Origin of the sequence: Roseibium sp. Sym1 (assembly GCF_027359675.1) — a bacterium.
In the GTDB taxonomy this organism is placed as follows: domain Bacteria; phylum Pseudomonadota; class Alphaproteobacteria; order Rhizobiales; family Stappiaceae; genus Roseibium.
The window spans coordinates 4,857,201-4,876,574 of record NZ_CP114786.1 but is presented as its reverse complement, the minus strand read 5'-3'; the positions used below and the strand labels follow the sequence as shown (position 1 = coordinate 4,876,574).

General features: G+C 54.2%; 47 protein-coding genes and 1 tRNA gene. 37 read left to right on the top strand and 11 right to left on the bottom strand.

What is annotated here, in order from left to right; genetic code table 11:
- Nucleotides 1–142 precede the first annotated feature (142 nt).
- Nucleotides 143–1,222 (top strand): tyrosine-type recombinase/integrase, encoded by a 1,080-nt coding sequence (locus O6760_RS22450; RefSeq protein ID WP_269581907.1) that lies wholly within the window; start codon nt 143–145, stop codon nt 1,220–1,222.
- Nucleotides 1,223–1,444: 222 nt separating this feature from the next.
- Complete coding sequence (locus O6760_RS22445; protein ID WP_269581906.1) at nt 1,445–2,449, top strand: hypothetical protein; 1,005 nt, start codon at nt 1,445–1,447, stop codon at nt 2,447–2,449.
- 11 nt (nt 2,450–2,460) lie between these two features.
- Here the strand turns inward: O6760_RS22445 and O6760_RS22440 are convergent, their stop codons facing one another.
- The 11 genes from O6760_RS22440 to O6760_RS22390 form a co-directional block, all read right to left on the bottom strand.
- Nucleotides 2,461–2,727, bottom strand: a complete 267-nt coding sequence (locus O6760_RS22440; RefSeq protein ID WP_269581905.1) for a hypothetical protein — start codon at nt 2,725–2,727, stop codon at nt 2,461–2,463.
- A gap of 44 nt (nt 2,728–2,771) precedes the next feature.
- Nucleotides 2,772–3,182 carry a hypothetical protein gene (locus O6760_RS22435; RefSeq protein ID WP_269581904.1) on the bottom strand — a complete coding sequence of 137 codons (411 nt, stop codon included), beginning with the start codon at nt 3,180–3,182 and terminating at the stop codon, nt 2,772–2,774.
- 11 nt (nt 3,183–3,193) lie between these two features.
- Nucleotides 3,194–3,454: a hypothetical protein gene (locus tag O6760_RS22430; RefSeq protein WP_269581903.1), complete on the bottom strand. Its 261-nt coding sequence runs from the start codon at nt 3,452–3,454 to the stop codon at nt 3,194–3,196.
- Nucleotides 3,455–3,682: 228 nt separating this feature from the next.
- Nucleotides 3,683–3,859: a hypothetical protein gene (locus O6760_RS22425; RefSeq protein WP_269581902.1), complete on the bottom strand. Its 177-nt coding sequence runs from the start codon at nt 3,857–3,859 to the stop codon at nt 3,683–3,685.
- 11 nt (nt 3,860–3,870) lie between these two features.
- The gene (locus O6760_RS22420) at nt 3,871–4,131 is read right to left on the bottom strand and encodes a hypothetical protein (RefSeq protein ID WP_269581901.1); all 261 of its coding nucleotides are present in this window, start codon (nt 4,129–4,131) and stop codon (nt 3,871–3,873) included.
- 17 nt (nt 4,132–4,148) lie between these two features.
- Entirely contained in the window at nt 4,149–4,343 is a 195-nt protein-coding gene (locus O6760_RS22415; protein ID WP_269581900.1) for a hypothetical protein, read from the bottom strand.
- 12 nt (nt 4,344–4,355) lie between these two features.
- Nucleotides 4,356–4,547 carry a hypothetical protein gene (locus O6760_RS22410; RefSeq protein ID WP_269581899.1) on the bottom strand — a complete coding sequence of 64 codons (192 nt, stop codon included), beginning with the start codon at nt 4,545–4,547 and terminating at the stop codon, nt 4,356–4,358.
- On the bottom strand, nt 4,544–4,729 hold the full coding sequence (locus tag O6760_RS22405) for a hypothetical protein (RefSeq protein ID WP_269581898.1): 186 nt from the start codon (nt 4,727–4,729) through the stop codon (nt 4,544–4,546). The genes O6760_RS22410 and O6760_RS22405 overlap by 4 nt, the downstream gene beginning before the upstream one ends.
- A gap of 17 nt (nt 4,730–4,746) precedes the next feature.
- Nucleotides 4,747–5,001 carry a hypothetical protein gene (locus O6760_RS22400; protein WP_269581897.1) on the bottom strand — a complete coding sequence of 85 codons (255 nt, stop codon included), beginning with the start codon at nt 4,999–5,001 and terminating at the stop codon, nt 4,747–4,749.
- A gap of 331 nt (nt 5,002–5,332) precedes the next feature.
- Nucleotides 5,333–5,578, bottom strand: a complete 246-nt coding sequence (locus O6760_RS22395) for a hypothetical protein (RefSeq protein WP_269581896.1) — start codon at nt 5,576–5,578, stop codon at nt 5,333–5,335.
- Between the two features lie 389 nt (nt 5,579–5,967).
- Nucleotides 5,968–6,513 carry a hypothetical protein gene (locus tag O6760_RS22390; RefSeq protein ID WP_269581895.1) on the bottom strand — a complete coding sequence of 182 codons (546 nt, stop codon included), beginning with the start codon at nt 6,511–6,513 and terminating at the stop codon, nt 5,968–5,970.
- A 199-nt stretch (nt 6,514–6,712) separates the two neighbouring features.
- On the opposite strand from O6760_RS22390, the gene O6760_RS22385 reads away from it, so the two are divergent.
- From O6760_RS22385 to O6760_RS22220, 35 genes are all read left to right on the top strand, one after another.
- On the top strand, nt 6,713–7,042 hold the full coding sequence (locus O6760_RS22385; RefSeq protein WP_442969816.1) for a helix-turn-helix domain-containing protein: 330 nt from the start codon (nt 6,713–6,715) through the stop codon (nt 7,040–7,042).
- A 48-nt stretch (nt 7,043–7,090) separates the two neighbouring features.
- Nucleotides 7,091–7,330, top strand: a complete 240-nt coding sequence (locus O6760_RS22380) for a hypothetical protein (RefSeq protein ID WP_269581893.1) — start codon at nt 7,091–7,093, stop codon at nt 7,328–7,330.
- Nucleotides 7,331–7,346: 16 nt separating this feature from the next.
- Nucleotides 7,347–7,571 carry a hypothetical protein gene (locus O6760_RS22375; protein ID WP_269581892.1) on the top strand — a complete coding sequence of 75 codons (225 nt, stop codon included), beginning with the start codon at nt 7,347–7,349 and terminating at the stop codon, nt 7,569–7,571.
- The gene (locus O6760_RS33465) at nt 7,513–7,680 is read left to right on the top strand and encodes a DUF983 domain-containing protein (protein WP_442969815.1); all 168 of its coding nucleotides are present in this window, start codon (nt 7,513–7,515) and stop codon (nt 7,678–7,680) included. The genes O6760_RS22375 and O6760_RS33465 overlap by 59 nt, the downstream gene beginning before the upstream one ends.
- A gap of 430 nt (nt 7,681–8,110) precedes the next feature.
- Nucleotides 8,111–8,371 (top strand): hypothetical protein, encoded by a 261-nt coding sequence (locus tag O6760_RS22370; RefSeq protein ID WP_269581891.1) that lies wholly within the window; start codon nt 8,111–8,113, stop codon nt 8,369–8,371.
- 175 nt (nt 8,372–8,546) lie between these two features.
- Nucleotides 8,547–8,771 (top strand): hypothetical protein, encoded by a 225-nt coding sequence (locus tag O6760_RS22365; RefSeq protein ID WP_269581890.1) that lies wholly within the window; start codon nt 8,547–8,549, stop codon nt 8,769–8,771.
- Nucleotides 8,772–8,785: 14 nt separating this feature from the next.
- Entirely contained in the window at nt 8,786–9,112 is a 327-nt protein-coding gene (locus O6760_RS22360; protein ID WP_269581889.1) for a hypothetical protein, read from the top strand.
- Between the two features lie 15 nt (nt 9,113–9,127).
- The gene (locus O6760_RS22355) at nt 9,128–9,370 is read left to right on the top strand and encodes a hypothetical protein (RefSeq protein WP_269581888.1); all 243 of its coding nucleotides are present in this window, start codon (nt 9,128–9,130) and stop codon (nt 9,368–9,370) included.
- A gap of 23 nt (nt 9,371–9,393) precedes the next feature.
- Nucleotides 9,394–9,651 (top strand): hypothetical protein, encoded by a 258-nt coding sequence (locus tag O6760_RS22350; RefSeq protein WP_269581887.1) that lies wholly within the window; start codon nt 9,394–9,396, stop codon nt 9,649–9,651.
- A 15-nt stretch (nt 9,652–9,666) separates the two neighbouring features.
- Nucleotides 9,667–9,924 (top strand): hypothetical protein, encoded by a 258-nt coding sequence (locus O6760_RS22345; RefSeq protein WP_269581886.1) that lies wholly within the window; start codon nt 9,667–9,669, stop codon nt 9,922–9,924.
- A gap of 82 nt (nt 9,925–10,006) precedes the next feature.
- Nucleotides 10,007–10,174: a hypothetical protein gene (locus O6760_RS22340; protein ID WP_269581885.1), complete on the top strand. Its 168-nt coding sequence runs from the start codon at nt 10,007–10,009 to the stop codon at nt 10,172–10,174.
- 13 nt (nt 10,175–10,187) lie between these two features.
- Nucleotides 10,188–10,346 carry a hypothetical protein gene (locus tag O6760_RS22335; protein WP_269581884.1) on the top strand — a complete coding sequence of 53 codons (159 nt, stop codon included), beginning with the start codon at nt 10,188–10,190 and terminating at the stop codon, nt 10,344–10,346.
- A gap of 357 nt (nt 10,347–10,703) precedes the next feature.
- The gene (locus O6760_RS22330; RefSeq protein WP_269581883.1) at nt 10,704–10,862 is read left to right on the top strand and encodes a helix-turn-helix domain-containing protein; all 159 of its coding nucleotides are present in this window, start codon (nt 10,704–10,706) and stop codon (nt 10,860–10,862) included.
- A 17-nt stretch (nt 10,863–10,879) separates the two neighbouring features.
- Complete coding sequence (locus O6760_RS22325) at nt 10,880–11,143, top strand: hypothetical protein (RefSeq protein WP_269581882.1); 264 nt, start codon at nt 10,880–10,882, stop codon at nt 11,141–11,143.
- 17 nt (nt 11,144–11,160) lie between these two features.
- The gene (locus O6760_RS22320) at nt 11,161–11,403 is read left to right on the top strand and encodes a hypothetical protein (RefSeq protein ID WP_269581881.1); all 243 of its coding nucleotides are present in this window, start codon (nt 11,161–11,163) and stop codon (nt 11,401–11,403) included.
- 11 nt (nt 11,404–11,414) lie between these two features.
- Entirely contained in the window at nt 11,415–11,678 is a 264-nt protein-coding gene (locus O6760_RS22315) for a DUF7352 domain-containing protein (protein WP_269581880.1), read from the top strand.
- Between the two features lie 13 nt (nt 11,679–11,691).
- Nucleotides 11,692–12,168: a hypothetical protein gene (locus tag O6760_RS22310; RefSeq protein ID WP_269581879.1), complete on the top strand. Its 477-nt coding sequence runs from the start codon at nt 11,692–11,694 to the stop codon at nt 12,166–12,168.
- A 96-nt stretch (nt 12,169–12,264) separates the two neighbouring features.
- A complete protein-coding gene (locus O6760_RS22305) occupies nt 12,265–12,603 on the top strand; it encodes a hypothetical protein (protein WP_269581878.1) in 339 nt (112 codons plus the stop codon).
- A gap of 15 nt (nt 12,604–12,618) precedes the next feature.
- Nucleotides 12,619–12,972 (top strand): hypothetical protein, encoded by a 354-nt coding sequence (locus tag O6760_RS22300; RefSeq protein WP_269581877.1) that lies wholly within the window; start codon nt 12,619–12,621, stop codon nt 12,970–12,972.
- 195 nt (nt 12,973–13,167) lie between these two features.
- Nucleotides 13,168–13,587 carry a hypothetical protein gene (locus O6760_RS22295; RefSeq protein WP_269581876.1) on the top strand — a complete coding sequence of 140 codons (420 nt, stop codon included), beginning with the start codon at nt 13,168–13,170 and terminating at the stop codon, nt 13,585–13,587.
- A gap of 354 nt (nt 13,588–13,941) precedes the next feature.
- Nucleotides 13,942–14,520 (top strand): hypothetical protein, encoded by a 579-nt coding sequence (locus tag O6760_RS22290; protein ID WP_269581875.1) that lies wholly within the window; start codon nt 13,942–13,944, stop codon nt 14,518–14,520.
- Nucleotides 14,517–14,891: a DUF2493 domain-containing protein gene (locus O6760_RS22285; protein ID WP_269581874.1), complete on the top strand. Its 375-nt coding sequence runs from the start codon at nt 14,517–14,519 to the stop codon at nt 14,889–14,891. The genes O6760_RS22290 and O6760_RS22285 overlap by 4 nt, the downstream gene beginning before the upstream one ends.
- A 16-nt stretch (nt 14,892–14,907) precedes the next feature.
- Nucleotides 14,908–15,219 (top strand): hypothetical protein, encoded by a 312-nt coding sequence (locus O6760_RS22280; protein ID WP_269581873.1) that lies wholly within the window; start codon nt 14,908–14,910, stop codon nt 15,217–15,219.
- 167 nt (nt 15,220–15,386) lie between these two features.
- Nucleotides 15,387–15,722 (top strand): hypothetical protein, encoded by a 336-nt coding sequence (locus tag O6760_RS22275; protein ID WP_269581872.1) that lies wholly within the window; start codon nt 15,387–15,389, stop codon nt 15,720–15,722.
- A gap of 10 nt (nt 15,723–15,732) precedes the next feature.
- Entirely contained in the window at nt 15,733–16,008 is a 276-nt protein-coding gene (locus O6760_RS22270; protein WP_269581871.1) for a hypothetical protein, read from the top strand.
- A 236-nt stretch (nt 16,009–16,244) separates the two neighbouring features.
- Nucleotides 16,245–16,487, top strand: coding sequence for a hypothetical protein (locus O6760_RS22265; protein WP_269581870.1), 243 nt, complete (start codon nt 16,245–16,247; stop codon nt 16,485–16,487).
- 21 nt (nt 16,488–16,508) lie between these two features.
- The gene (locus O6760_RS22260; protein WP_269581869.1) at nt 16,509–17,093 is read left to right on the top strand and encodes a hypothetical protein; all 585 of its coding nucleotides are present in this window, start codon (nt 16,509–16,511) and stop codon (nt 17,091–17,093) included.
- A 36-nt stretch (nt 17,094–17,129) separates the two neighbouring features.
- Nucleotides 17,130–17,342: a hypothetical protein gene (locus O6760_RS22255; RefSeq protein ID WP_269581868.1), complete on the top strand. Its 213-nt coding sequence runs from the start codon at nt 17,130–17,132 to the stop codon at nt 17,340–17,342.
- A 10-nt stretch (nt 17,343–17,352) separates the two neighbouring features.
- Nucleotides 17,353–17,613, top strand: coding sequence for a hypothetical protein (locus O6760_RS22250; protein ID WP_269581867.1), 261 nt, complete (start codon nt 17,353–17,355; stop codon nt 17,611–17,613).
- A gap of 14 nt (nt 17,614–17,627) precedes the next feature.
- Nucleotides 17,628–17,996 (top strand): hypothetical protein, encoded by a 369-nt coding sequence (locus tag O6760_RS22245; RefSeq protein WP_269581866.1) that lies wholly within the window; start codon nt 17,628–17,630, stop codon nt 17,994–17,996.
- The gene (locus tag O6760_RS22240) at nt 17,993–18,247 is read left to right on the top strand and encodes a hypothetical protein (RefSeq protein ID WP_269581865.1); all 255 of its coding nucleotides are present in this window, start codon (nt 17,993–17,995) and stop codon (nt 18,245–18,247) included. Before O6760_RS22245 ends, O6760_RS22240 begins: the two co-directional genes overlap by 4 nt.
- A gap of 1 nt (nt 18,248) precedes the next feature.
- Nucleotides 18,249–18,485 (top strand): hypothetical protein, encoded by a 237-nt coding sequence (locus tag O6760_RS22235; protein ID WP_269581864.1) that lies wholly within the window; start codon nt 18,249–18,251, stop codon nt 18,483–18,485.
- 149 nt (nt 18,486–18,634) lie between these two features.
- Nucleotides 18,635–18,802 (top strand): hypothetical protein, encoded by a 168-nt coding sequence (locus O6760_RS22230; RefSeq protein ID WP_269581863.1) that lies wholly within the window; start codon nt 18,635–18,637, stop codon nt 18,800–18,802.
- A 1-nt stretch (nt 18,803) separates the two neighbouring features.
- Nucleotides 18,804–19,088, top strand: coding sequence for a hypothetical protein (locus O6760_RS22225; RefSeq protein WP_269581862.1), 285 nt, complete (start codon nt 18,804–18,806; stop codon nt 19,086–19,088).
- Nucleotides 19,089–19,242: 154 nt separating this feature from the next.
- A tRNA-Lys gene (locus O6760_RS22220) sits at nt 19,243–19,318 on the top strand.
- The last annotated feature ends 56 nt before the right edge of the window (nt 19,319–19,374 follow it).

Genomic DNA, 19,374 nt, shown 5'->3' with positions numbered 1-19,374 from the left:
CGGAAGATCCATGTTCGAGGATTCGTGGATGGGAGAGTTATTGTACGGAGTTGGTGCCCTAAGCGACGGTGGATATATGAGGTGCTCGATTCTACCTGGTTCCTCGCGAATAATGATTTACTGAGACCGTACGGAGAGACAGATGGCTGATCACTTCAAAGGCATGCATCGGGTCCAGTCCACTCTCAACGATGGCACGTTGCGAGTTCGATACTATGCTTGGCGCCGCGGCCCCTGTTTCTGGACCAACGACGGCGCTCCTTTGAAGCCTCCATATCCCTCAAAATTCAAATCGGCGTTCGACGCTGCAAAATCTGCTGCTAACGCGTCCATACGGACCGAGGACCGAGGACGCATCAAGGGGGTGATCGAGGCTTACAAGAGTGATCATTCCTACTTGAAAAACAAAGCAATCACGCGCCGGGAATATGACCGGTCACTTGCCAAAATTGAGGAAAAATTTGGTCGAGCTAAGATTGGTGCCTTTAAGGATCCGCGGATGCGAAGGGAGGTAAAGAAGTGGCACCAGAGTTTTGCCGTAACGCCCAGGCAAGCGGACATGCATCTTGGCGTTTTGGTCAAATTGCTCAACTTCGCTAAAGACGAAGGAGATATCTCCGGACACTGCGCCGAGGATATCGATCGGATCCACACTGCAAACCGTGCTTCAATTATTTGGGAACCTGATGAGTTCGCACTACTTGGTCAGCACTGCATGGTCCCATCGATTTGGCCGATTTTGACGGCGGGATATAGTGGGTTGCGGCGGACCGATATCGTTACGATGCCGAAGACAGCCGATAAGGGCGATCACCTGAATTGGTGGACTAGCAAGAGCAACGGCATGAACGAAGTGGTCGTACCAATCGTTTCCGAGTTTCGCCAGATTTTGGACCAAGCCAACGAATATAGGGAATGCAAGGAAGAAAAGCGTGGTGCAGAATGCATGACGCTGTTTTGCAACTCCCTCGGTCGGGCCTACAGTCCGGATGGACTATCCACCGAATTCCAGAAGGCCCGCTCTGCAACCGGAGTCGATAAGCGCTTCCACGACCTAAAAGGAACTGCGGTTCACAACTTTGTCCAAGCAGGATTCAAGGATGATGAGATTGCGGAGATTGTGGGCTGGTCGACAAATGACGTAAAGCAAATCCGTCGGCGCTATGCTGATCGAAAAGTTATTGTGTTGTCTGCGATTTCCCGGCTAGAGAGAAACCGTTAGCTTCTACAGCCGAACTAAGACATGAGTTCCAAAAATACCCCGCTAAAACACATTGATCCGCGACCTGCCACGGTACTGGTGATTTAGATTCAACCTAAAATAACGCGTTGTGGGTATTGACACACAACCATATATCGTGCGCTCTTCGCATACACTACCTAGTCCACCAAAGAGTACGCGCGCGATCTCTGCACGCGAACTGTAGCCCATATGGTGTTTGATATGCTCGAGACGAACATTCGACCGGAAAACCGTGTCACCGCAGAATATTCCAAGACATGGGCCGCCAAGATACGCCGGATCAACCGGTTCCGTGGCCCGGAGAGCGCCGATGCGCTCGACATCCTTAATCTCATTTCCGCGGATTCGAACCAGCGTTACGGCCTGCTCAATGACGAGGCGGTCGGCGACGACATACGCCTCGGTTTTGACGCCTTCGGCCTGCCCCACGATGGCATCGACACCCTGCACCGCATTGTCGCCTGCGGCGAAACTTACCACCCTCAAAGCCGCATGAACGTGGTCACCACCGCCAAGCGGCTTGTTGAACGCGGCGAGATTGACACGATCGTCGAACTGGGTTCCGGATCCGGCGACAACCTGTTCAGGTGCTTTCACGCACTCGACTGGCCGTTCAGGGACAAGGTCGAGTTTTTTGGGCTTGAGTTCACCGAGCAAGGGCGTGCCGCGGCCGAGCTTCTTGCCGGCCGGCAGCCAGGCATCCGGTTCATCGGTAAGGCATTCAACTACTATCAGCCGGATCTCGATTTTCTGCAGGACAAGCCGCGGCGGATCCTGTTTCTGACAAATCACTCGATCGAACAGATCACCGTGCTGCCGGAGCAACTGTTCGAAAACCTTTTGGGCTTCCCGGACGCCAAGGTGACGCACAGCGAACCGGTCGGCTGGCAGGCACACCCGATGCTCCTGGAAGCACGCAGCAAGGATGACGCGGCCTTTTTCCGAAAGGTCCGCCGCAACATGATGCTGCGGCCGACCTGGCGCGAACGCTGGTCGCTTGACCCGACCGTCCGCGCCTATGCCGCGGCGCCGGTGTCGTTCAATTCGGCATGGTGGAGCCACCACAAAAGCTACAACACCAATCTGCTGCCGATCCTGGAGAAATTACAGAAGGTGGGCAAAATCTCGATCGACACGCTGGAAATCAACCACGCCGCCGGGAACCCGTTCAACGCGTCGACATTCATAGAATGGCGGCCGGCGTAAATACCTGCCATCTAATAAATTCGGTAACCGAGATAGCCGCACGCCAGACAAGAAATCCTTTTCTTAGGCGGGTTTGAAAGAAGAACGCCTGTCGGATCGGTGTCCACCAATTCAGCCTCGCATTCCGGACATGCTATTCCGTTCGGTTGCGGGCTCGCGCGGTCAGCGTCCAGTTTCTCTAATGCTGAGCCTCTGTAGCGATTATGATCTTCCAGGGTTTTCAACCGGCCAAAGCGCACGGGCCATTGAAAACCGCAAACAGACATGTCCGGCAGCATGTCGGCTATCCTCTTACAAACGCTTTTCATCGGTGTCACCTTCCTTAGTCTCGGTTCATTTTCCAGAAACGAGCTGGCGCGGGTCCGATACGTTCAAGACCTCCGTCTTCCCGACCTTCCAGAATGACAGCGTTAACAAAATTCTGACGAGCGGCGTTCTCGGTGACACCTTGGGTGCAGATATCGCGCTCCAGACCTTGAACGATCCAGTTTTCGCCCTCTTGGAAGGCCACTGTCTGAATCTCACTTGCCGGGGTCTTGAAGCCACCCGAGGAAAAAGCGCGGTCGATGCAATTTTTGCAAATCTGAGCGAATGCATACTCTTCGCCAGAAGTATCACACTGCAGCACCAAACCGGCGTTGCCGCACAGATCACACTGCTCTTGGGCGGCAACGCCCACACAGACGCTTTTTGAATATGCGCCGCACTTGGCGGAGTAGTACAAATCGCTCATGTATCGGCTCCTTAGATTGACGCTTCAATTTCTGAAGCCTTTCGCCGCAGTTCATCAGCCTGCGCTCTTTTTTCATCGGCTTGGAACTCATCCCAGATCTTCTGCGGGATCGCATCAGAAATCGCCAGAATGGCCTGCTCTTCGTTACGAGCCTTTCGGACGGACTCGACAGACCCGTAGCAAACCGCATCAACAGTGTTGAACCCAGCGCCGCGAAGCTGCGACCGAATTTCATTCAGGAGGCGTTTAAGGTCTTCTCCTTCTAAATGCATGATATCGCTCCGTTATTTCAATTTGGGTTTATTGAATTTTGAACTCCACCAAGACTTGGTGCTGTCGGCGACACACTTCCAGCAAGCGGGCGCGCGCTTCGGCCCCATGAACCGGACACCACACTGGCTGCAATTGTTCCAGTAGCTCGTGTCATGCGGCCAATCCAACTTGGGGTCAGCTGCTATCGCCATGCCCGGCCTTGCTTCGTCCATGCGTCACGGCGCTCCTCAGTTTCCGTCGAGAATTATCGAATTGAACGCGGCAATAACTTCGCGGGCCTTCCGGCGCGCATCGTTCCGACGCTGCCCCCAGTAGACACCAGCACCATCTGTCTTGACGAATGGTTCAAACGCATCCGGATCGATGATCGCCGCCAATTTTTCAAGGTTTTGCGTCGTCGCCACGGCCAGGCTCCCTATGAGTCACGCTGAATTTCAGCGACAGTTGCGTCCACCCACTCGACATGCTGGCCGCCAGTTACGCGGCAAGACGCCGTCTTCGATATCTTCTTTCGGGTCAATCGCCCTGCGCGCGCCAAACGATCCAGCCGGCGGCGCGTATCGCTGATATCCCAGCCGAAGCGCATCGCCACACCACAAGTAAACGCCCCGTCGCCAATCCACGAGACGATATCGTCATCGGTTAGCTGGGGAGCAATGCGAATGATATCAGCCACAGCCTCGCCCCCTATGATCAATGACATTTTTCGCCGTAGCAGACCGCCAACGCACCATCGTCGGTCTTGAACCAGCCCTCGCCGCCGCAGTCACGATACTCGGCTGCAGCCTCACCCTCGCCCCTCAACCAGGCGTCGGCGTGACGCTTGCACAGGCTGTCCCCGTCAATCTCTGTGATTGCCTGCTCGTCGCAATATGCGCACTTCGCCATCGTCTCGGCTCCTCAGTTCTCTGGCGTTTTTTCAAACTCAGCCGCTTCAATTTTGGCCCTGAGCCGGTCGGCATAGGTGATATTTTCAGCCACCAGCACGGCGGCAACAGCAATGTAAATACCAACAACGACAAACGCCAATTGCCAACTCATGGGCGCACCGCCGTCTCGTTCCTCTTTCACGGCCTCGGCTCCCTTGTTCATTCTTCTGTTTTCGAAATCTGAAGGCGCCGCCAATCGCATTCAGGGGCTGGCGGATCGGTCGGCGCGGGCCGACATTGCTTCAGCTTGCCAGTCCGCGCATCCTGAAGGTCGATGGTGCGGAAAGCTTTCTGCGATGTCTTACCGCCAGTGATTTTGTCCAAGATACTATTCGTCGTGGTCACGATCTCGGCTCCCTTGTTTATGATATTGGTTTGTCGAATGCATCGAAGGGGTTGAGGTCGAGGCCAAGCGCCTCTGCTTTCGACGTCGCATCGGCGGCCTTGTCGTTGACGGCCGAAATCAATGCGTCAAGAGCCTCGTGCACGCTGCACTCAACATCCTCGCTGACTGGCACGACTTCAACGCATTCCAGCACCATGGCCTTGATGATCCGGAGGCGCGCGAGAACCGCTTCCGCACGTTCAGCTTCGAATTTAGTGACGGGCTTATTCATCGTCTCAGGCTCCCTATTTGGTTTCGTGAATAAAGTTAAACGAACCGCTATCGTCACAATACCCAATGCATGTGTAGGCGTTCGGTGCGAGCACGAAGGAAATCAGGATCAAGAGGCACCCAACCAAGACCATCGCAGCGATATCGACACCCTCTCGCATCGCCTTCGGCTCCCTTATTTCCGTTCGATATTTCTGGAATCCCAGCAAGGCTGACAGACAATCCGCTGCGTCGTGCTGCTGCCGATTTGATTGATCGCGCGCTGTCCGAGATAACATCCGCACCAAGCGCAGTTTTCGAGGCCGTCATAGATCAATCGCATGTGCCCGCTCCTATTTTCGCTCATTAATTTTCAAACGAAACAATGCCTGATACGCGGCGGAATACGCTGCCTTCGCAATGGCTGACAGTTCGCCGGCAGTCACCACATCTTTTGCGTTCTTGGATAGATTGGCATCGGCCGCGCTCCAAACAGAGCTCTTGACCTGCTCGGCAACAGCGTCAATTTCTTGGTCTGAAATCACGGCCTCGGCTCCCTTATGATCACGATGTCTTAAATGCAATCCGATGGCATCCACTCGGTTTCATTTCCAGAGGCCCATCAGACGCCGACAACGTCAGTTGTCCATTGCTCATCTCTTTCAACCGATAACGGCGACCAAACTGATCGAAGAAGTCTATTCGACCGTCATTTACAACTTCACGCCAAGTCATGGATTGGTCGTTGTATGCTAGCACTTTCACGGCTTTGGCTCCCTTGTTTTATCGGCTATTCGCTGAATTTCGGATGGCTTGGCTTTGCCGCCACAGTTCTCGCTCGCCGTCTCGCTCGGCCTGTTCCTGTCGGCGCAGGTTCTCCCTGTTGTCGATAAGCGGCGCTTGACCACATAGAGAGCAACCCGTCATCCACTCGCCGCAGAGTTTGCAAATGTATGTTCCATCAGTGATGCCCATGGCCTCGGCTCCTCTATTTCCTGCCTGGTTTCCGACCGGACGGCCCCAGATACTTACGAATGCGGGCATTCGACCATTTGTAGGCACATCTTGCCTTAACAATCTTGCGAGCGTCTTCGTCAGTCCGATACCTGACGGTGTCCATCCAAATAAGCAGGGCTTCATCAATACTGTCCTGAGAGGGCGCCGGCCATTTCGGCCGACCACGACCAGCTTGTACCTGTCTGGCCCCTGCCAATGCGTCTAGAACGTCGCGAGACAATCTACCAGCGTCTTCGAGCAACCTATATGTTTCAGCGGTATTGATCACATTGATCGACACCCCAGGCTTTTCGACAATTTCGAGCAATGCCATTGCTACCTTGCGCGGCTGGTAGTCCGCGGAGCGCTCGAACGCAAAACATTTGAGAGAATATACCGTCAACTCGAATCCCGGGCGGATCGCAGTCAATGTCTCTTCCGTAGGTTCTGGCAAAATACGTTCGCATTCCGAAAGTGCCTCACGTTGACTTTGGAGAGACGGTAGGTCTTTTCTTTTAGCAATCAATCCATAGTGCATGCCTTCTTATATATTTTCAAAAAATGCAAGTCAACGCAATTGACGTTATCATATTTCAATGTTAGCGTGCATTCATAACGTGAAAAACGTTGCCCACAAATCCATGAGATCATGAGCTGAACCTCATTTGACGGAGAAACATGCAATGACAAATAGAACACCGAACCCCGCGGACATCCATGTTGGAAGCCGTGTCCGCATGAAACGCATTATGCTCGGCATGAGCCAGGAAAAGCTTGGCGAGCATCTCGGCATCACCTTCCAGCAGATACAAAAATATGAGAAAGGCACCAATCGGATCGGCTCTGGTCGTCTTTTCGATATCGCGAACGCGTTCGGCGTCGAGCCTGGTTTTTTCTTCGAGGGGCTGACATCTTCCGGCGATGTTTCCGTCGCAGACCAGACGATTATGGACGCAGCGAACGTGCCAGGTGCGTTGGATTTACTCCGATCGTTCGAGCGCTTGGGGCCCAAGTGCCGGCAGGCGCTTCTTCAGTCAGCCAAAGGCATGATTGAAGCGACGGCGTAGTTCGCATCAAACCAGTTTTTGCCTGATACGAACTTGGGTAGGCCCGTCATGTCCGACAGCGCTCAGAGATTACGGCAGTGCGCCGACACGATGCGCCAGCACAAGGCTGCTTCGATCGATGCGCACGAGCTTGAAAGCGCAGCCGACGAAATCGATCGTCTGCGATCTGCGCTGAACCGCGTGAGGACATCCATTTTCAATATTGAAAATCGGGCGTGCACGCCGGTCTTTGTGACGACCGAAATTGACCTTATCGACGCCGCTTTGCGCGGTCCTGAGAAACCCTAACCACAAAGGCCCGGCAATGCAGGAATTCTATCAACGTCTCGATGGGCGGATCTGCGCGATTTCACCCCTTGGCTCGGGCGAATACTTCTTTTGCGGTGACGCATTCGACTGCGACGGCTCGGAAGAGGGCCAGGATTCCAAGGCGCTGAAAGGCGGCCGCCTGGTTACCTGTCCGGACTGCGTTGACGCCATCACTTCACTGCGCAAAGCACTGCCCAAATTGCGGTGCCTGCGCGCGTAATCAGAAAGGCCCGGACATGGCGACCTTTCTCACTGCCATCGGGGTTTATGTGCTGGTCGTTGTTGCGCTCGCGCTCATCATAAAATTCGCCATAAGGGTGCTAAATTAGAAAGCTTCAGCATGCAGAATGAATGGTTGAAATCGCAGATGGATAAGCTTCGCGCTGAAGCCAGTCGTGGGTCGGTTCCAGGTTCCGTCGTCTTCGCCCTGACAGACCCGATCATGGACAAGATCGCGCGGGAGCAGAACCCGACGCATCACCAATGCTGTGGCTATCCAATCGGCGGATCGCACAACGCTTCATGCGTATTCTACGAAACGTAATCAGAAAGGCCCGCCATGGCAGTGCAACCAGTCAGACGACTGCTGACAATTCAGCACAAACTTCGCGAACTGCACGAGGCTTTGGAAGCATCCAGTTCAGTGAAAATCTCAGACGATCTGAAGGCAAAAGTGAAAGAGGCAGAGCACGCGGTTCGCGCAGCTTCTGACGAAGCTCACTATTGCGGCTTCGGAACGTAATCACGGAGGCCCGGCAGATGGACACCGACGACGTTTTGCACGCGATCAGCGCCCTACCAGACCCGCTGCATCCCTCAACGCAGATGGCGCGCAGGGCCGCTGCCGAAATCGAGCAGTTGCGCACTGCCCTGCTCCCTTTCGTTTTGTCTCACAACATTGCGAAACGGACCCTTGGACCATTTGCGGATGTCGGCCATCTAGACGCCATCGCAAAGCAGTATTTCAAGTTCAGCGATCTTGGTCACGCAGCCAAGGTTTACGGCGAAGTCAAAGACTAATCAGAAAGGCCCGGCCGATGGATGACTACGGCTTGATGTGCAACTGCTGTAAAAAACAGCCCGCCGAAACACTGACGGAAGATGGTGAGCCGCTGTGCCAAGAATGCATGGAAAGCTACGTTGAATGCTGTCGTGACGACGGCCAATGTGAAACACAGAAATAGAGGCCCGGACGATGATCGCGCGTTGGAGATTGATCGGCGACATGGGCGGCCATAGGGCCTACCAGTTGAACGGAAAGAAGCTCTCTGCCTTTGCCTACACGGGTGGTGCTTGGGCGATCTACGGGCCGCCGAAACAAAACGGCGACGCTCATGCAGGAGGACAGGCAAATAGCCTGCCAGAAGCCAAATCAACTGCCTCCAAGAAGCTCAAAGAGCTTGAGGCGGAAACCGTGTGAAGAAAGACCCTGTCATGGCATTTCGCATCAAACTGTTTGAAGTGAACGTCAGCGGATTTCCGCCTGTGAACTATGCAGCCGCCTCACGTGGGAAAGCTATCGCGTCAGCCTGGCGAGACTACACGCACGCCTATGACGTGTCGTTCAAAGAGTTCCTCAAACGCGCTTCCGCGCGCCGAGCACAGGAACCGGAGGACTTCGGGAAACCGATCATCGTCTGTGGCCAACCCGGCTATCTGGTGACTGGCGTGTATCCAAATCCGAGCGGCTATGTGCGCTTCGCCCGCGACGACGAAGACTATACACATTTCAGCCACCCTGCGGACGTTGAAGCCGCGTAATCGAAAAGGCCCGTTATGTCCAAAATCCCTTTGGAAATCATCGCAACTGCTGACCGTATCGTGAACACAACGACCGGCATTTTTGGCGACGGTGACGCCCGCGACCGGCTCACAAAACGGATTGCGGCCGAAATCTATAACGAGCATGCCGAACGCGTGAAACTGGCGAATCTTCTGCATGAGAAAGACGCCGCAATGGGCGTTCTGTTTCAGCGACTGGCAGACAACAATATCGATGTCAGTGACCTGATCCCGTAAACCTGATTCGAAAGGCCCAGACTATGTCCAAAACCATTGCAACGATCGCTGAGGAAACACCGCGGGAGTTCACCGGCGGCAAGTACCAGGTGGAATTTGAAGACGGCAAGGCCATCTTTTGGGACGCCGAAACTCCGGTCTTCGCCGCACCGGAACGTCTCGCCGCTACGCAGGAAGCTCGGGACGAACTGGCCGACGTTTTTGAAGCAGGTCGACATCGCGGCTACTTGGAGGGCAGGAGGTCCTTGAAAACCGAATTCAAGCGCTTGCTCGATCTGTAATCACGGAGGCCCGTCATGTGCGAAGCATCAGCCACGACATTCAAAAATGACCCGATGGGAGAGCATGGCGCAGACTGTTATTGCTGCCGCGAGTTCATCCCTGAAGGCAATACACAATGGGGCTTTACATGGGGAAGCGATGGCTGCTTTCCCGATGGCGCAAGCGCTATGTATGCCTGCTGGGAGTGTCGAGACATGTGGATCGAATGGATGCACGAAGCCGCCGAGCAGGGCCGCGATATTTCACACGAAGACGAGCCGGAAGCGGCGTAATCAGAAAGGCCCTGTCTTAAACCAAACACCGATTTTGGTTGAAAGTCAGAGGCAGGATTAAACCGAAGTAGAAAGGCACGTCATGTCCGTGAAAGTGCTCAAGGCAAAGCTTCAAGACGACCTTGATTGGTACACCAGTGAGATGGCGACCATGGCGCAGTCTGGTGACCGCAAATACATGCTCGCCATGGCGGTCTGTATCGGAGCATGCACCGCACTTCGTGACGCAATCGAAAAACTGAACAATTGAGGCCCGGCAGATCATGACCGAGGAAGACTTGAAGCTTTATCGCCGCCTGATCGCAGAACGGGACGCCGCCCTGGAAGAGGCTCACGACGCCCTGCGCAGCAATGCGTCCGACCGGGAAAAGAACAACGCTCGCGCGGCAATCGAAACGGTTCTGCCGCACCTTCAGAAATAACGATCAGAAAGGCCGCCAAAATGACCAAAGAAGAACGCACACGAATGATTGGCGCCCGTGACGGTTTGGCTAGCGCGCTTATCTCCGTGAACTCAATTCGCGACGGCATCACCGGTCCACGTGGCGCTTACCTTCCGCCAGAGAGGCACACACGCAAGCGCGCAGCGGTGGAGGCTCGTCTTCGCGAGATAGACAAAATTCGTGCCGCTATCCAGCGGCAGTTAGACGACGTGAAATCTGCCTTGGCAGCATAATCGGAAAGGCCCCAAGGCTATGAAATGCCCATATTGCAACGGCTCTGGAACCTGCGAAGCGACGTTCGGTGCACGGCTACGCGCCGCCCGGAACGACGCGCGAATGACCCAAGAAGCGGTTGCGCCGCAGCTCGGCATTTCTCGTGCTCAACTCGCCAATCTCGAAGCCAATCGCAGCGAGCCTTCCCTGAAGGTTCTGCGCTCCGCAATGGAAGTTTTCAGCCACAGCGCCGACTGGTTTCTTGGCAACGACAACTCGTGACTCGAAAGGCCCGGCAGATGCAAAAAACACCCAGAGAAGAGGCGGCGTATCTCGCTGGCCGTGCTGATGCTCAAGTGCTGGTGAACCTCTACTTCGCAGGCACGAAAGTTAGGGCGCCAGTCGTGACGGCCATTCAGACAGATGAGCAAGACCTTTTGGAGGAATTGCGCAGTGTCGAAGCCGGAGAAAAAGAGCTGACCATGCAGCACTTACGGGACGCACGGTTTTGCATCGAACGCCTGCTTGGTCGAATGGACAAAATCAAGAAGCTCACGCTGTAATCGGAAAGGCCCCAGACATGCAGTGGCAGACAATGGACACCGCCCCGAAAGATGGCCGAGAAGTCCTTCTTGAAGTCGAGCAGCGCGCCGGAATTCCCGGCAAGTGCCTTGTCGGCCACTACATGCCGGTAGGTCACTACATCGAAGATCACCCGCCCATTTCTGAGGGTTGGTATTTCTGGAATGGCTGCATGTTCGACAGGGCCAGCAAGCCCGTCAAATGGTGCGAACTTCCACCCACATCTGAAACAGCAAATTAAGACCCACGGCTATGGAAACAATCTGGAAATTCACGATCTCTCCGACTGACGAGGTGTCCATCCAGATGCCGGAAGGTGCCACTGTTCTTTCCGCAGGCGTGCAGGGGGAAACCATGTGTCTTTGGGCACAAGTCAATCCTGAGAAGAAAACGGTTGTGAGGCGCTTCTATGTCGTCGGCACGGGCCATCTGATGCCAATCGGATCACTGCGCTTCATCGACACCGTTCAGATGATGAACGGAGCACTGGTCTTTCACATCTTCGAAGCATGCTAACGGAGGCCAGGACATGAGTAACGACTTCACAACCAGGTGCGCCGAATGCGGCTCGTATTCCGAGGCCGCTGCTGCCGCTTGTATCTATTGTGGCGCAAATAAAGACCTTTCGGCAAAGCCGTTCCGCGAAGTTTTGGAGGACGCGCAAGCAGTCATCGAAACCTATCGCGACCCGGAAATAGACGCCGCGATCACGGCTATCGATGATGTATTGAAGGTTATGGGTAATGGCCAAATTGGCAATGATCGTGTTGAGCGAATTAACTTCGAGCGCGGCGCCGTTCGGATTCATACCTCCTACAGCGTGAGAAGCTGCGCGATGCACGATGAGTATGAGATCCCGAGCCACGTCATCGACGCGGACGATCCGGTGGAGGCTGGTCGACGCTATGGCAAAGAGCGTCGTGTCGCCGATGCGCGGAACAAAGTCGATGATGCTCGCAAGGCGCTTAAGTACGCCGAAGAGCAGTTGGAAGAAGCAGTAAAATAAAGGCCAGTTTGGACAGAGAGGTGTTATATGAGCGTTTGGACGCACGTCGCAGCCTGCATCCGCTTCGATGCACTCAGGCTTCCAGGAATTCCCTCCATGAAACCGGATCTTGGTAATACCTGCGACTATTACAGCGAAGACGGTGATTGGGGAAAATGCGATGTCCCGTGCGGCTCTGAAGGTAGTCTCATGACGCATCTCTGGGAGAACCCACAAGAACACCAATTAGCAGCCTATACCGTTACAATATGGGGAGATCTCCGAGACTATGACGACGTTGAAGAAATAGCCGCATATCTTCAGCGTGTCACCGACGGGAAGATGGTCCGGAATGGCGTTGCTACTGTTGAAGTTGAAGGTCGACAGCCGACCATTCTGATCTACCGGGAAAACGGTTGGGCTCGAGGAACATGCGCCGACGTCGATACCTTATGAAGAAAGGCCAATCCTGTGAAAGCGACCACCTGCATAGACGTTGCCTGCAACGATCCTGACAGCGGATTGTTCGCCAGCCGGGCGGAGTACATCCAACTCATGGACGGGGAAATCGAGCTTGAGCGATACCTTGGCGTCCGCTTCACCGAGCTTTCGGGAGGCATCCGCATCCACCGTCGCCGTTTCCAGATTGAAGCGTCAAAAGATTGGGTCGGAAACTGGTGTTGGAACCGGTACGCGATGACACGCGACGAGGCAAAGAAGTTCTTCGCAACGCTCCGGGACAACGGCTGGCAGTGCACGACCGGCCCAACCCATTTTTACAACTGGTGGAACCGTAAAGGCCGGTTCGCCCAAACCAATGAATAGAGGCACAGTTATGCCGTTTTTCTCAAACAGCGAAATCAAGTCTGCTCCACCAAGCTACGAGCCCGCGGCGGTCATCGACGGAAAATGTGTTGGGCCAAAGTGCTGCGGTGAAAAGATGGTCGATGACGGCGGTTGCTTGGAAGGCTGTTGTGACGATTACAAGTGCCTGAAATGCGGTCACACGGTCCGCATCGAATGGCCAGACTGAAACCCGTGCTGAGAAAGGTCATCGTATTGGGAAAGTTACCGACAGTACCAATCGACAAAACGGAATTCCAAGCTCGACTAGAGCGGCATCACATCCCCGCCGTAACAGCGGAAAAGATCGCACAGGAGGCGGTTCTCGAGGCTGAACTTTGGAACAACTGCGGTGAAGCCGGCGCATGGGCGACACGAGAAATCAGGCGTTTGCGTCTGGCATTGGACGAGGTCGAAGACCGGAGCAAGCGACATTGGCAGGAGCTTTCAGCCCTGCGTGAAGCGATCCAGGGCGGACCGTCTCCTATGTGCCGTGATTGCGCGGATGAGAACGGTACCTGCCCTTATTCCGGCTACCCTTGTGACCCGCAGGAAGAGGCTTTGGCGCGTGTGAAAGAGATGCGCGAAAAGCGCTAAGTAGCAGGACAACCTAACTCAAAACTCAAACCTCCGGGGCGGACACGAAAGAAGAATTACAACAACCTTCCGGAGAATTATATCCTATCGCGACAGCTGCAAAATCAGGTTTCTAAAATTGCTTACGACACTGATGATTTTTCGACCCAATGCAGATTGACGTTTTTTGCGTTTTACACTAACGTTAATTCACATCAATGATATCGGCCGGTTCGTCGGTCGCCGTTGTTGCCACCTCGAACTGTGACAAGACTAGAAACGCCTCGCAGGCCGTCACCTAAATCCAGACGGTTCCCGGACGCGGGATATAGGTCGGTTAGAGACCGACAGGTGGTAGCTCCCTATGGAGGTCGAATGCAGTCTGGAACCTCACCCAATACCACGAACGACAACGAAGTCGTCCGTCAAGCTGCTGCCATCGCAAGGCGGTTCGTGGGGCAAATTACGATCTCATCTGAGGCTGTGGCTGAGAAGATTGCTTCAGCAATTGAAGCTGAGCTTTTGACCGAAGCGAATAAATTCCGTCTGCGCATGCCAGGCTGTGGCGACACAAATTGTCAAAACGATCGCGAGAAGAAAATGCGGCCACTTTCTGATGGGGGATGCTGCGACCCCTGCATAGAGTCGATCGTCCACGCCCTTCAATCGTCCGGGATCAAGACGCGAGCTTCTTGTTGCGGACATGGCTTTCGTCCTGGCTGCATCGCACTTGCTGACGGCCGAGAAATCCATATCGCGCGCGACTTTGAAGAGAGCAGGCTGATCGATCAGTTGTTCACTACTGACATCAACGGAATAGATGAACATCAGGCGCTGATATCTGGGTACAAACGCATGCAGTCAGCGCTGGAGAAAATCGCCTGCCTAACGCAGTCCACCGATCTGCTCTGGTGGCAGGTTGACGCACGCAAAGCGCTTGGTGTCGATACATGACCGCAGAGACCACTAGTTCCGGGCTTAGGGTCATTGTCTGCGGTGGCCGGGACTACAACGACTACGACGCGGTATTTGCGGCTCTGGACAGGATACACGCGGAACGCCCAATCCAACATCTGTGGCACGGCAATTCCCGCGGCGCGGACACCTGCGCCCACGTCTGGGGAATGAATAGGAAACGCGAAGTTAGTGTTCATCCGGTTCCGGCGAAGTGGTCGATGCACGGCCGCCGAGCCGGGCCGCTTAGAAACCAGAAGATGCTCGGTAAGGGAATCGATCTCGTTATTGCATTTCCTGGTGGTGATGGCACAGCCGATATGGTTCGCCGTGCCCGCAAGGCTGGTGTTGAAGTCTTCGAGATTACTTAGATCATGGGAGCTGATAATGGGTGAAATCGCTGATGCTGCTTTGTGGGCTGAAGAGAACGGGATCGATCCGTGCGACATGAGCCCCGAGGATTGGATCGAGTACTACGAAGACACTCAACCGGCTTCCCCCAGTTTCATTCACGGAGAAGCGTCGATGTTCCTGCATTATATCGACGAAAACAGAGATGATGAATCTCCTCCTACAAGGTCCGAGACACTCCTGATGCTCTTTCCGGACTTAGCCGCTGATCGTGCGGCGGACCTTATCCGCGGTCTGGAGGCTCTAGCCGAGCTCGATGAACCGGCGGAAGAAGAGATCGATATCTGAGGAGCACTATGCCTATAAGTCCCCTTGTCGCGAGAAATCCTGAAGAAGAGCATGCCGCCAAATTGGCATGCTTCGCCGACTGCTCGAAAGCTACACACATCGACATGGAGCACGGCTGTTGCAGTATGTGCCGGTCGGTTGACGAATGCACCGGCTGGGTTCCCTACTTGAGCGATATCCAAGGTGCTGAGCCGGCGCCTGTCGTCCGGCAATTCGTCAACGAACACGACCGGGAAATTACGATCGCGGTCGAAGGTCCAAGTTCGATCCCAGAGAACGTGCTCACGCAAATGGAAGCGCAGCAGGTACGCAACGCGCTGAATGATACCTTGCCGGCGACAACGGCTGAGACCGATCTGCTTTTCCGGTCCTTCCTGGGGCTCAGGGTTCTTCGGACCATGTGCGAGAAAGCCGGCCTATCTGCCGCAGGGATCACAGAGGAGCTCCTGGAAGACATTATTGCCGCGCATCCGGAATTTCCGGCGCGCGCTATGCTTCGATAAGGAGCGACAAATGGAAGAGATGCCAGAACCAGTTTTTGCCGACGAAGAGATCGCTTTCGCCAACATCCTGATCCTGCTCAAGTCACCGATCGATATCCGCTGCGACTACACCAATTGGCGCGGCGAAACGGCAGAACGACACCTGCGTGTTCTCCATATTTGGCATGGAGCAACCGAATGGCATACGGATCCTGGCTTGATGTTGAAAGCAATCGACCTCGAGAGAGCGGTGGAACGCGACTTCAAGGTGGTCGACTTCGATCTATCGACGCTGCGTGCGGCTTAACAAGGAGATGGCCTATGTCCGTGAGTTCTGAATGGGTGGTACCAGCTATAATCTTCCTGATTATGGGCGCTGGGGCTGTTGGAGTTGGGCGAGCGTCCGGTTGGCAAGCCCATATCGAAAATAATCCACGTGGCGACATAACAGGGTATGTCTTGGGCATATTCCTTTGGATTGTTTCCGTGGTCAACGCGGCGTATCTCGGTGCGTTTTTTGTCGCTCAATAGGGGATTGATCTGATGACTTCATTCATTTCTGATCCTCACAAAGCAGTCCTAGATATCGAGGAAAAGGTCCGCGAAATCTGCGAGCGCGAGGGGACCGATCCGGCGGAAGGCACCATGTTGCTGCTCACTGCCGCCTGCCACATGGCAGACACCTATTCACGCAAGCCAGTGAAGGAGTGGGCGCCCGTCCTCGCTGAAAGTCTTGGCCACGCAATTGTTGCAGCCGATGAGTTTTTCTCGTTGCGGAAAGTGTGACCAACAAAAGGAACCTGAAAAATGGCCGGATGGATAGGTGTCGATTTGGATGGAACGCTCGCTCACTACGGAGGTTGGCTTGGTGCCGGTCATATCGGCGAACCGATCGCGCCTATGGTTGAACGGGTCAAAGAATGGATCTCGAAAGGTATCGAGGTGCGCATCTTCACCGCCAGAGCCTGGCGGGCTGATCCTGAAGAAATCTCGTTCATTCAAGACTGGGCAGAAAGGCACATTGGCGCTCGCCTTGCTGTCACCTGCACCAAAGACTTCGGCATGATCGAGCTATGGGACGACCGCGCGGTGCGCGTCCAGGCGAACAAGGGTGTGCCATGCTGTTCAGATAGCGACAGCGGCGCCGGACATGGCGGAGAAATGGTCGAAGGTAGGACGGTTACGTCCTCGAAACCCGGATCGCAAGAACGAGTTGAAGAGATCGACGCTCTCTTAAATAGTATTCGCCGGCGATTGATCAACGGCCACTTCAGTTTGATCATGCTCGAGAACGAAATACGAAAAAAACAGCCATGGGAATCAACACAAAGGATCTGGTCTGAATTCGAACCAACAGGCGGCTTCAAACTTTCTGTGTCGATGGATCTCTAAAGAGGTTCGATTCCAGTCATAAAAACGGAGGCACTCATGAAGCCAACAGAACTCACTGTATACGGTCTTGGCGATCTCAAGGAAGAGAGCGAGGAAGCGGCACTTGATTTCATTGAGGCAATCATTGATGGCGTCGTTGATGAGGTCTGCAGCCTGCAGGATCAAAAACTACCAATCGATATAGGCGCCAAGCTGACCATCACTGCGGACGAGCTCCGCACAATTCTCCGCCAACAAATTCTCGACTAGGATTAAGCGCGTGACCTGCAAACATGAAGATTTTTCCGCAAACGTCGATGTTTACCGCTTGAAGGACAGCGGCCGGTTCATGGCTGACGTCACAATCAAGTGCGCGCAGTGTGGTGAGCCATTCCAGTTCCTCGGCATCGAGCCTGGACTGAACCTCAATGGAGCGACGGTGAGTATTGATGGGCAAGAAGTACGTCTTGCGATCTGCCCGGCCGGCGCAAAACCATCCCCGCTGCAGCGAATGGCGACCGGCTTCACAGTATCGAATTAACGAGTGGAAGCGTGATGGCCGAGATAAAGAGGACATGGATGAAAGAGTGTTGCGGTCTGTGTCCGTTTGCTCATACCGGCACCCTCGCACTTCACCCTGATCGCGCCGCGGACTTTGCCTTCATGGCATCCAGTCCATATTCGGATTTTCCCTGCCACAAGACGGCGGTTGAAGTCGAAGACGACTATGAGGGCGGCGGTACTTCTTATGTGCGCGGTGAAAAGTCCCTCACCTGTCACGGCTTCAAAACGCTTCAGATGGCAGAGAATGCCAGTGAAGAACAATACGAGCAGGAAGGCTTCAAACCCGATGGCAATGGCTTTGAAGATCCTTACGAGATGATCGATTGCCACACCGAGATTTTAGAAAGAGACAGATCATGAAACTTGATCCCAAGGCCATAGAGGCGGCGCAAGCCGTTTGGGGAAATCGCATGTTTCAACCGTCCAAGGCCAATCTCGAAGCCGCCATCCATGCTTACTGCAAAGAAGCAGGGGTGGTGATGGTGCCCACACATGTCCTTAAGACTGCCGCCAATTGTATAAACGACTTGGCTATTGGTGCAGGCGGTTGGGCACATGAAGAAGTAGCCGACGAACTCCGCGCCATGCTCCAAGCAGCTCAGGAGGAATGAGATGAACACGCTCAGAAAATTTGTTGCGCAACTCTCAAGGGAAGAGTGCTGCGCAATTCACGAGGATTATTGCGAATTTGAGAAGAAAGGAATGATCGGAGACGGAGCGCTTCGAAAGACCACGAATGCCTTTCTTCAGACGATCAATCATGCGGATAGCGCCGCTTTGACTACTTGGATGGACCAGCTTGTCAAGGAAGTCTGGCGCCGGTTCGCCCTGAAGGATTTGGAGTCCTGAGATGAGTAAATGCAAATTCATTCTGGCGTGGGTCGGTGAGTGCGGCAAGGAAGATTGCGAGGAGCACAAAGACCTGAAGTGCTCAAGCTGCAAACACGTCAAAAAGACCGAACAGAAACATGCGCCCTGGTATCAGCAAGAGTCCTGAGATGACCTTGGAAGAATTCATTTTCGAGCAGCATGAGGCTGTGAACCGCTTTTATCGCTTCTGGCAAACGCAGCAGCAAGGCGAGAACAGAGAGCACTTTCCAGCCGAGATGGAGCCGGGCGATTGGGATGACCAGCTCCGCACGTTTGAAAGCTCCGAGGAGTCCTGACATGTCCAAGACCAAGACAGACGTAGTAGAGGTGGTGGAGACAGGTGACCGGAAGGTCGTGAACCGTTTCGTTGATGGACTTTGCTGGAAAGCTTGGCAGAGCGAAGGTGACTTTCGCAGGTGGTTGGAGAATGAACACGCGAAAGCCCGTAACCAGGCACTGGAGGAAGCTGCGAAGGCGGCAGAAGATCATGGCATTACCTTGCCGCTCGCGGTTGGTATTGTAGATGGAGCGTCTATTGCATTGAACCAAATCACCGCTGCCATCCGCGCTCTCAAGACGTAGAGCGAAATGGAAATAAGGAACATTCGCGAACAAGATTGTAAATTCCAATATTTTTGCTGTAAATTTGATTTCCACAGGGTCAATTTTTCCGATTTTTAGGGTTGCGTTAAGTGCCCGGAACTATTAGACAACAGTTCATTCCAGCACGTGGTGAGAGCCGATAGCTCAGCTGGTAGAGCAACTGACTTTTAATCAGTAGGTCCAGGGTTCGAACCCCTGTCGGCTCACCAAACTTTCCGAAGATCTTTTCCTTACATTCGACAGTCTGAGGATGCGTGGGCGAGTT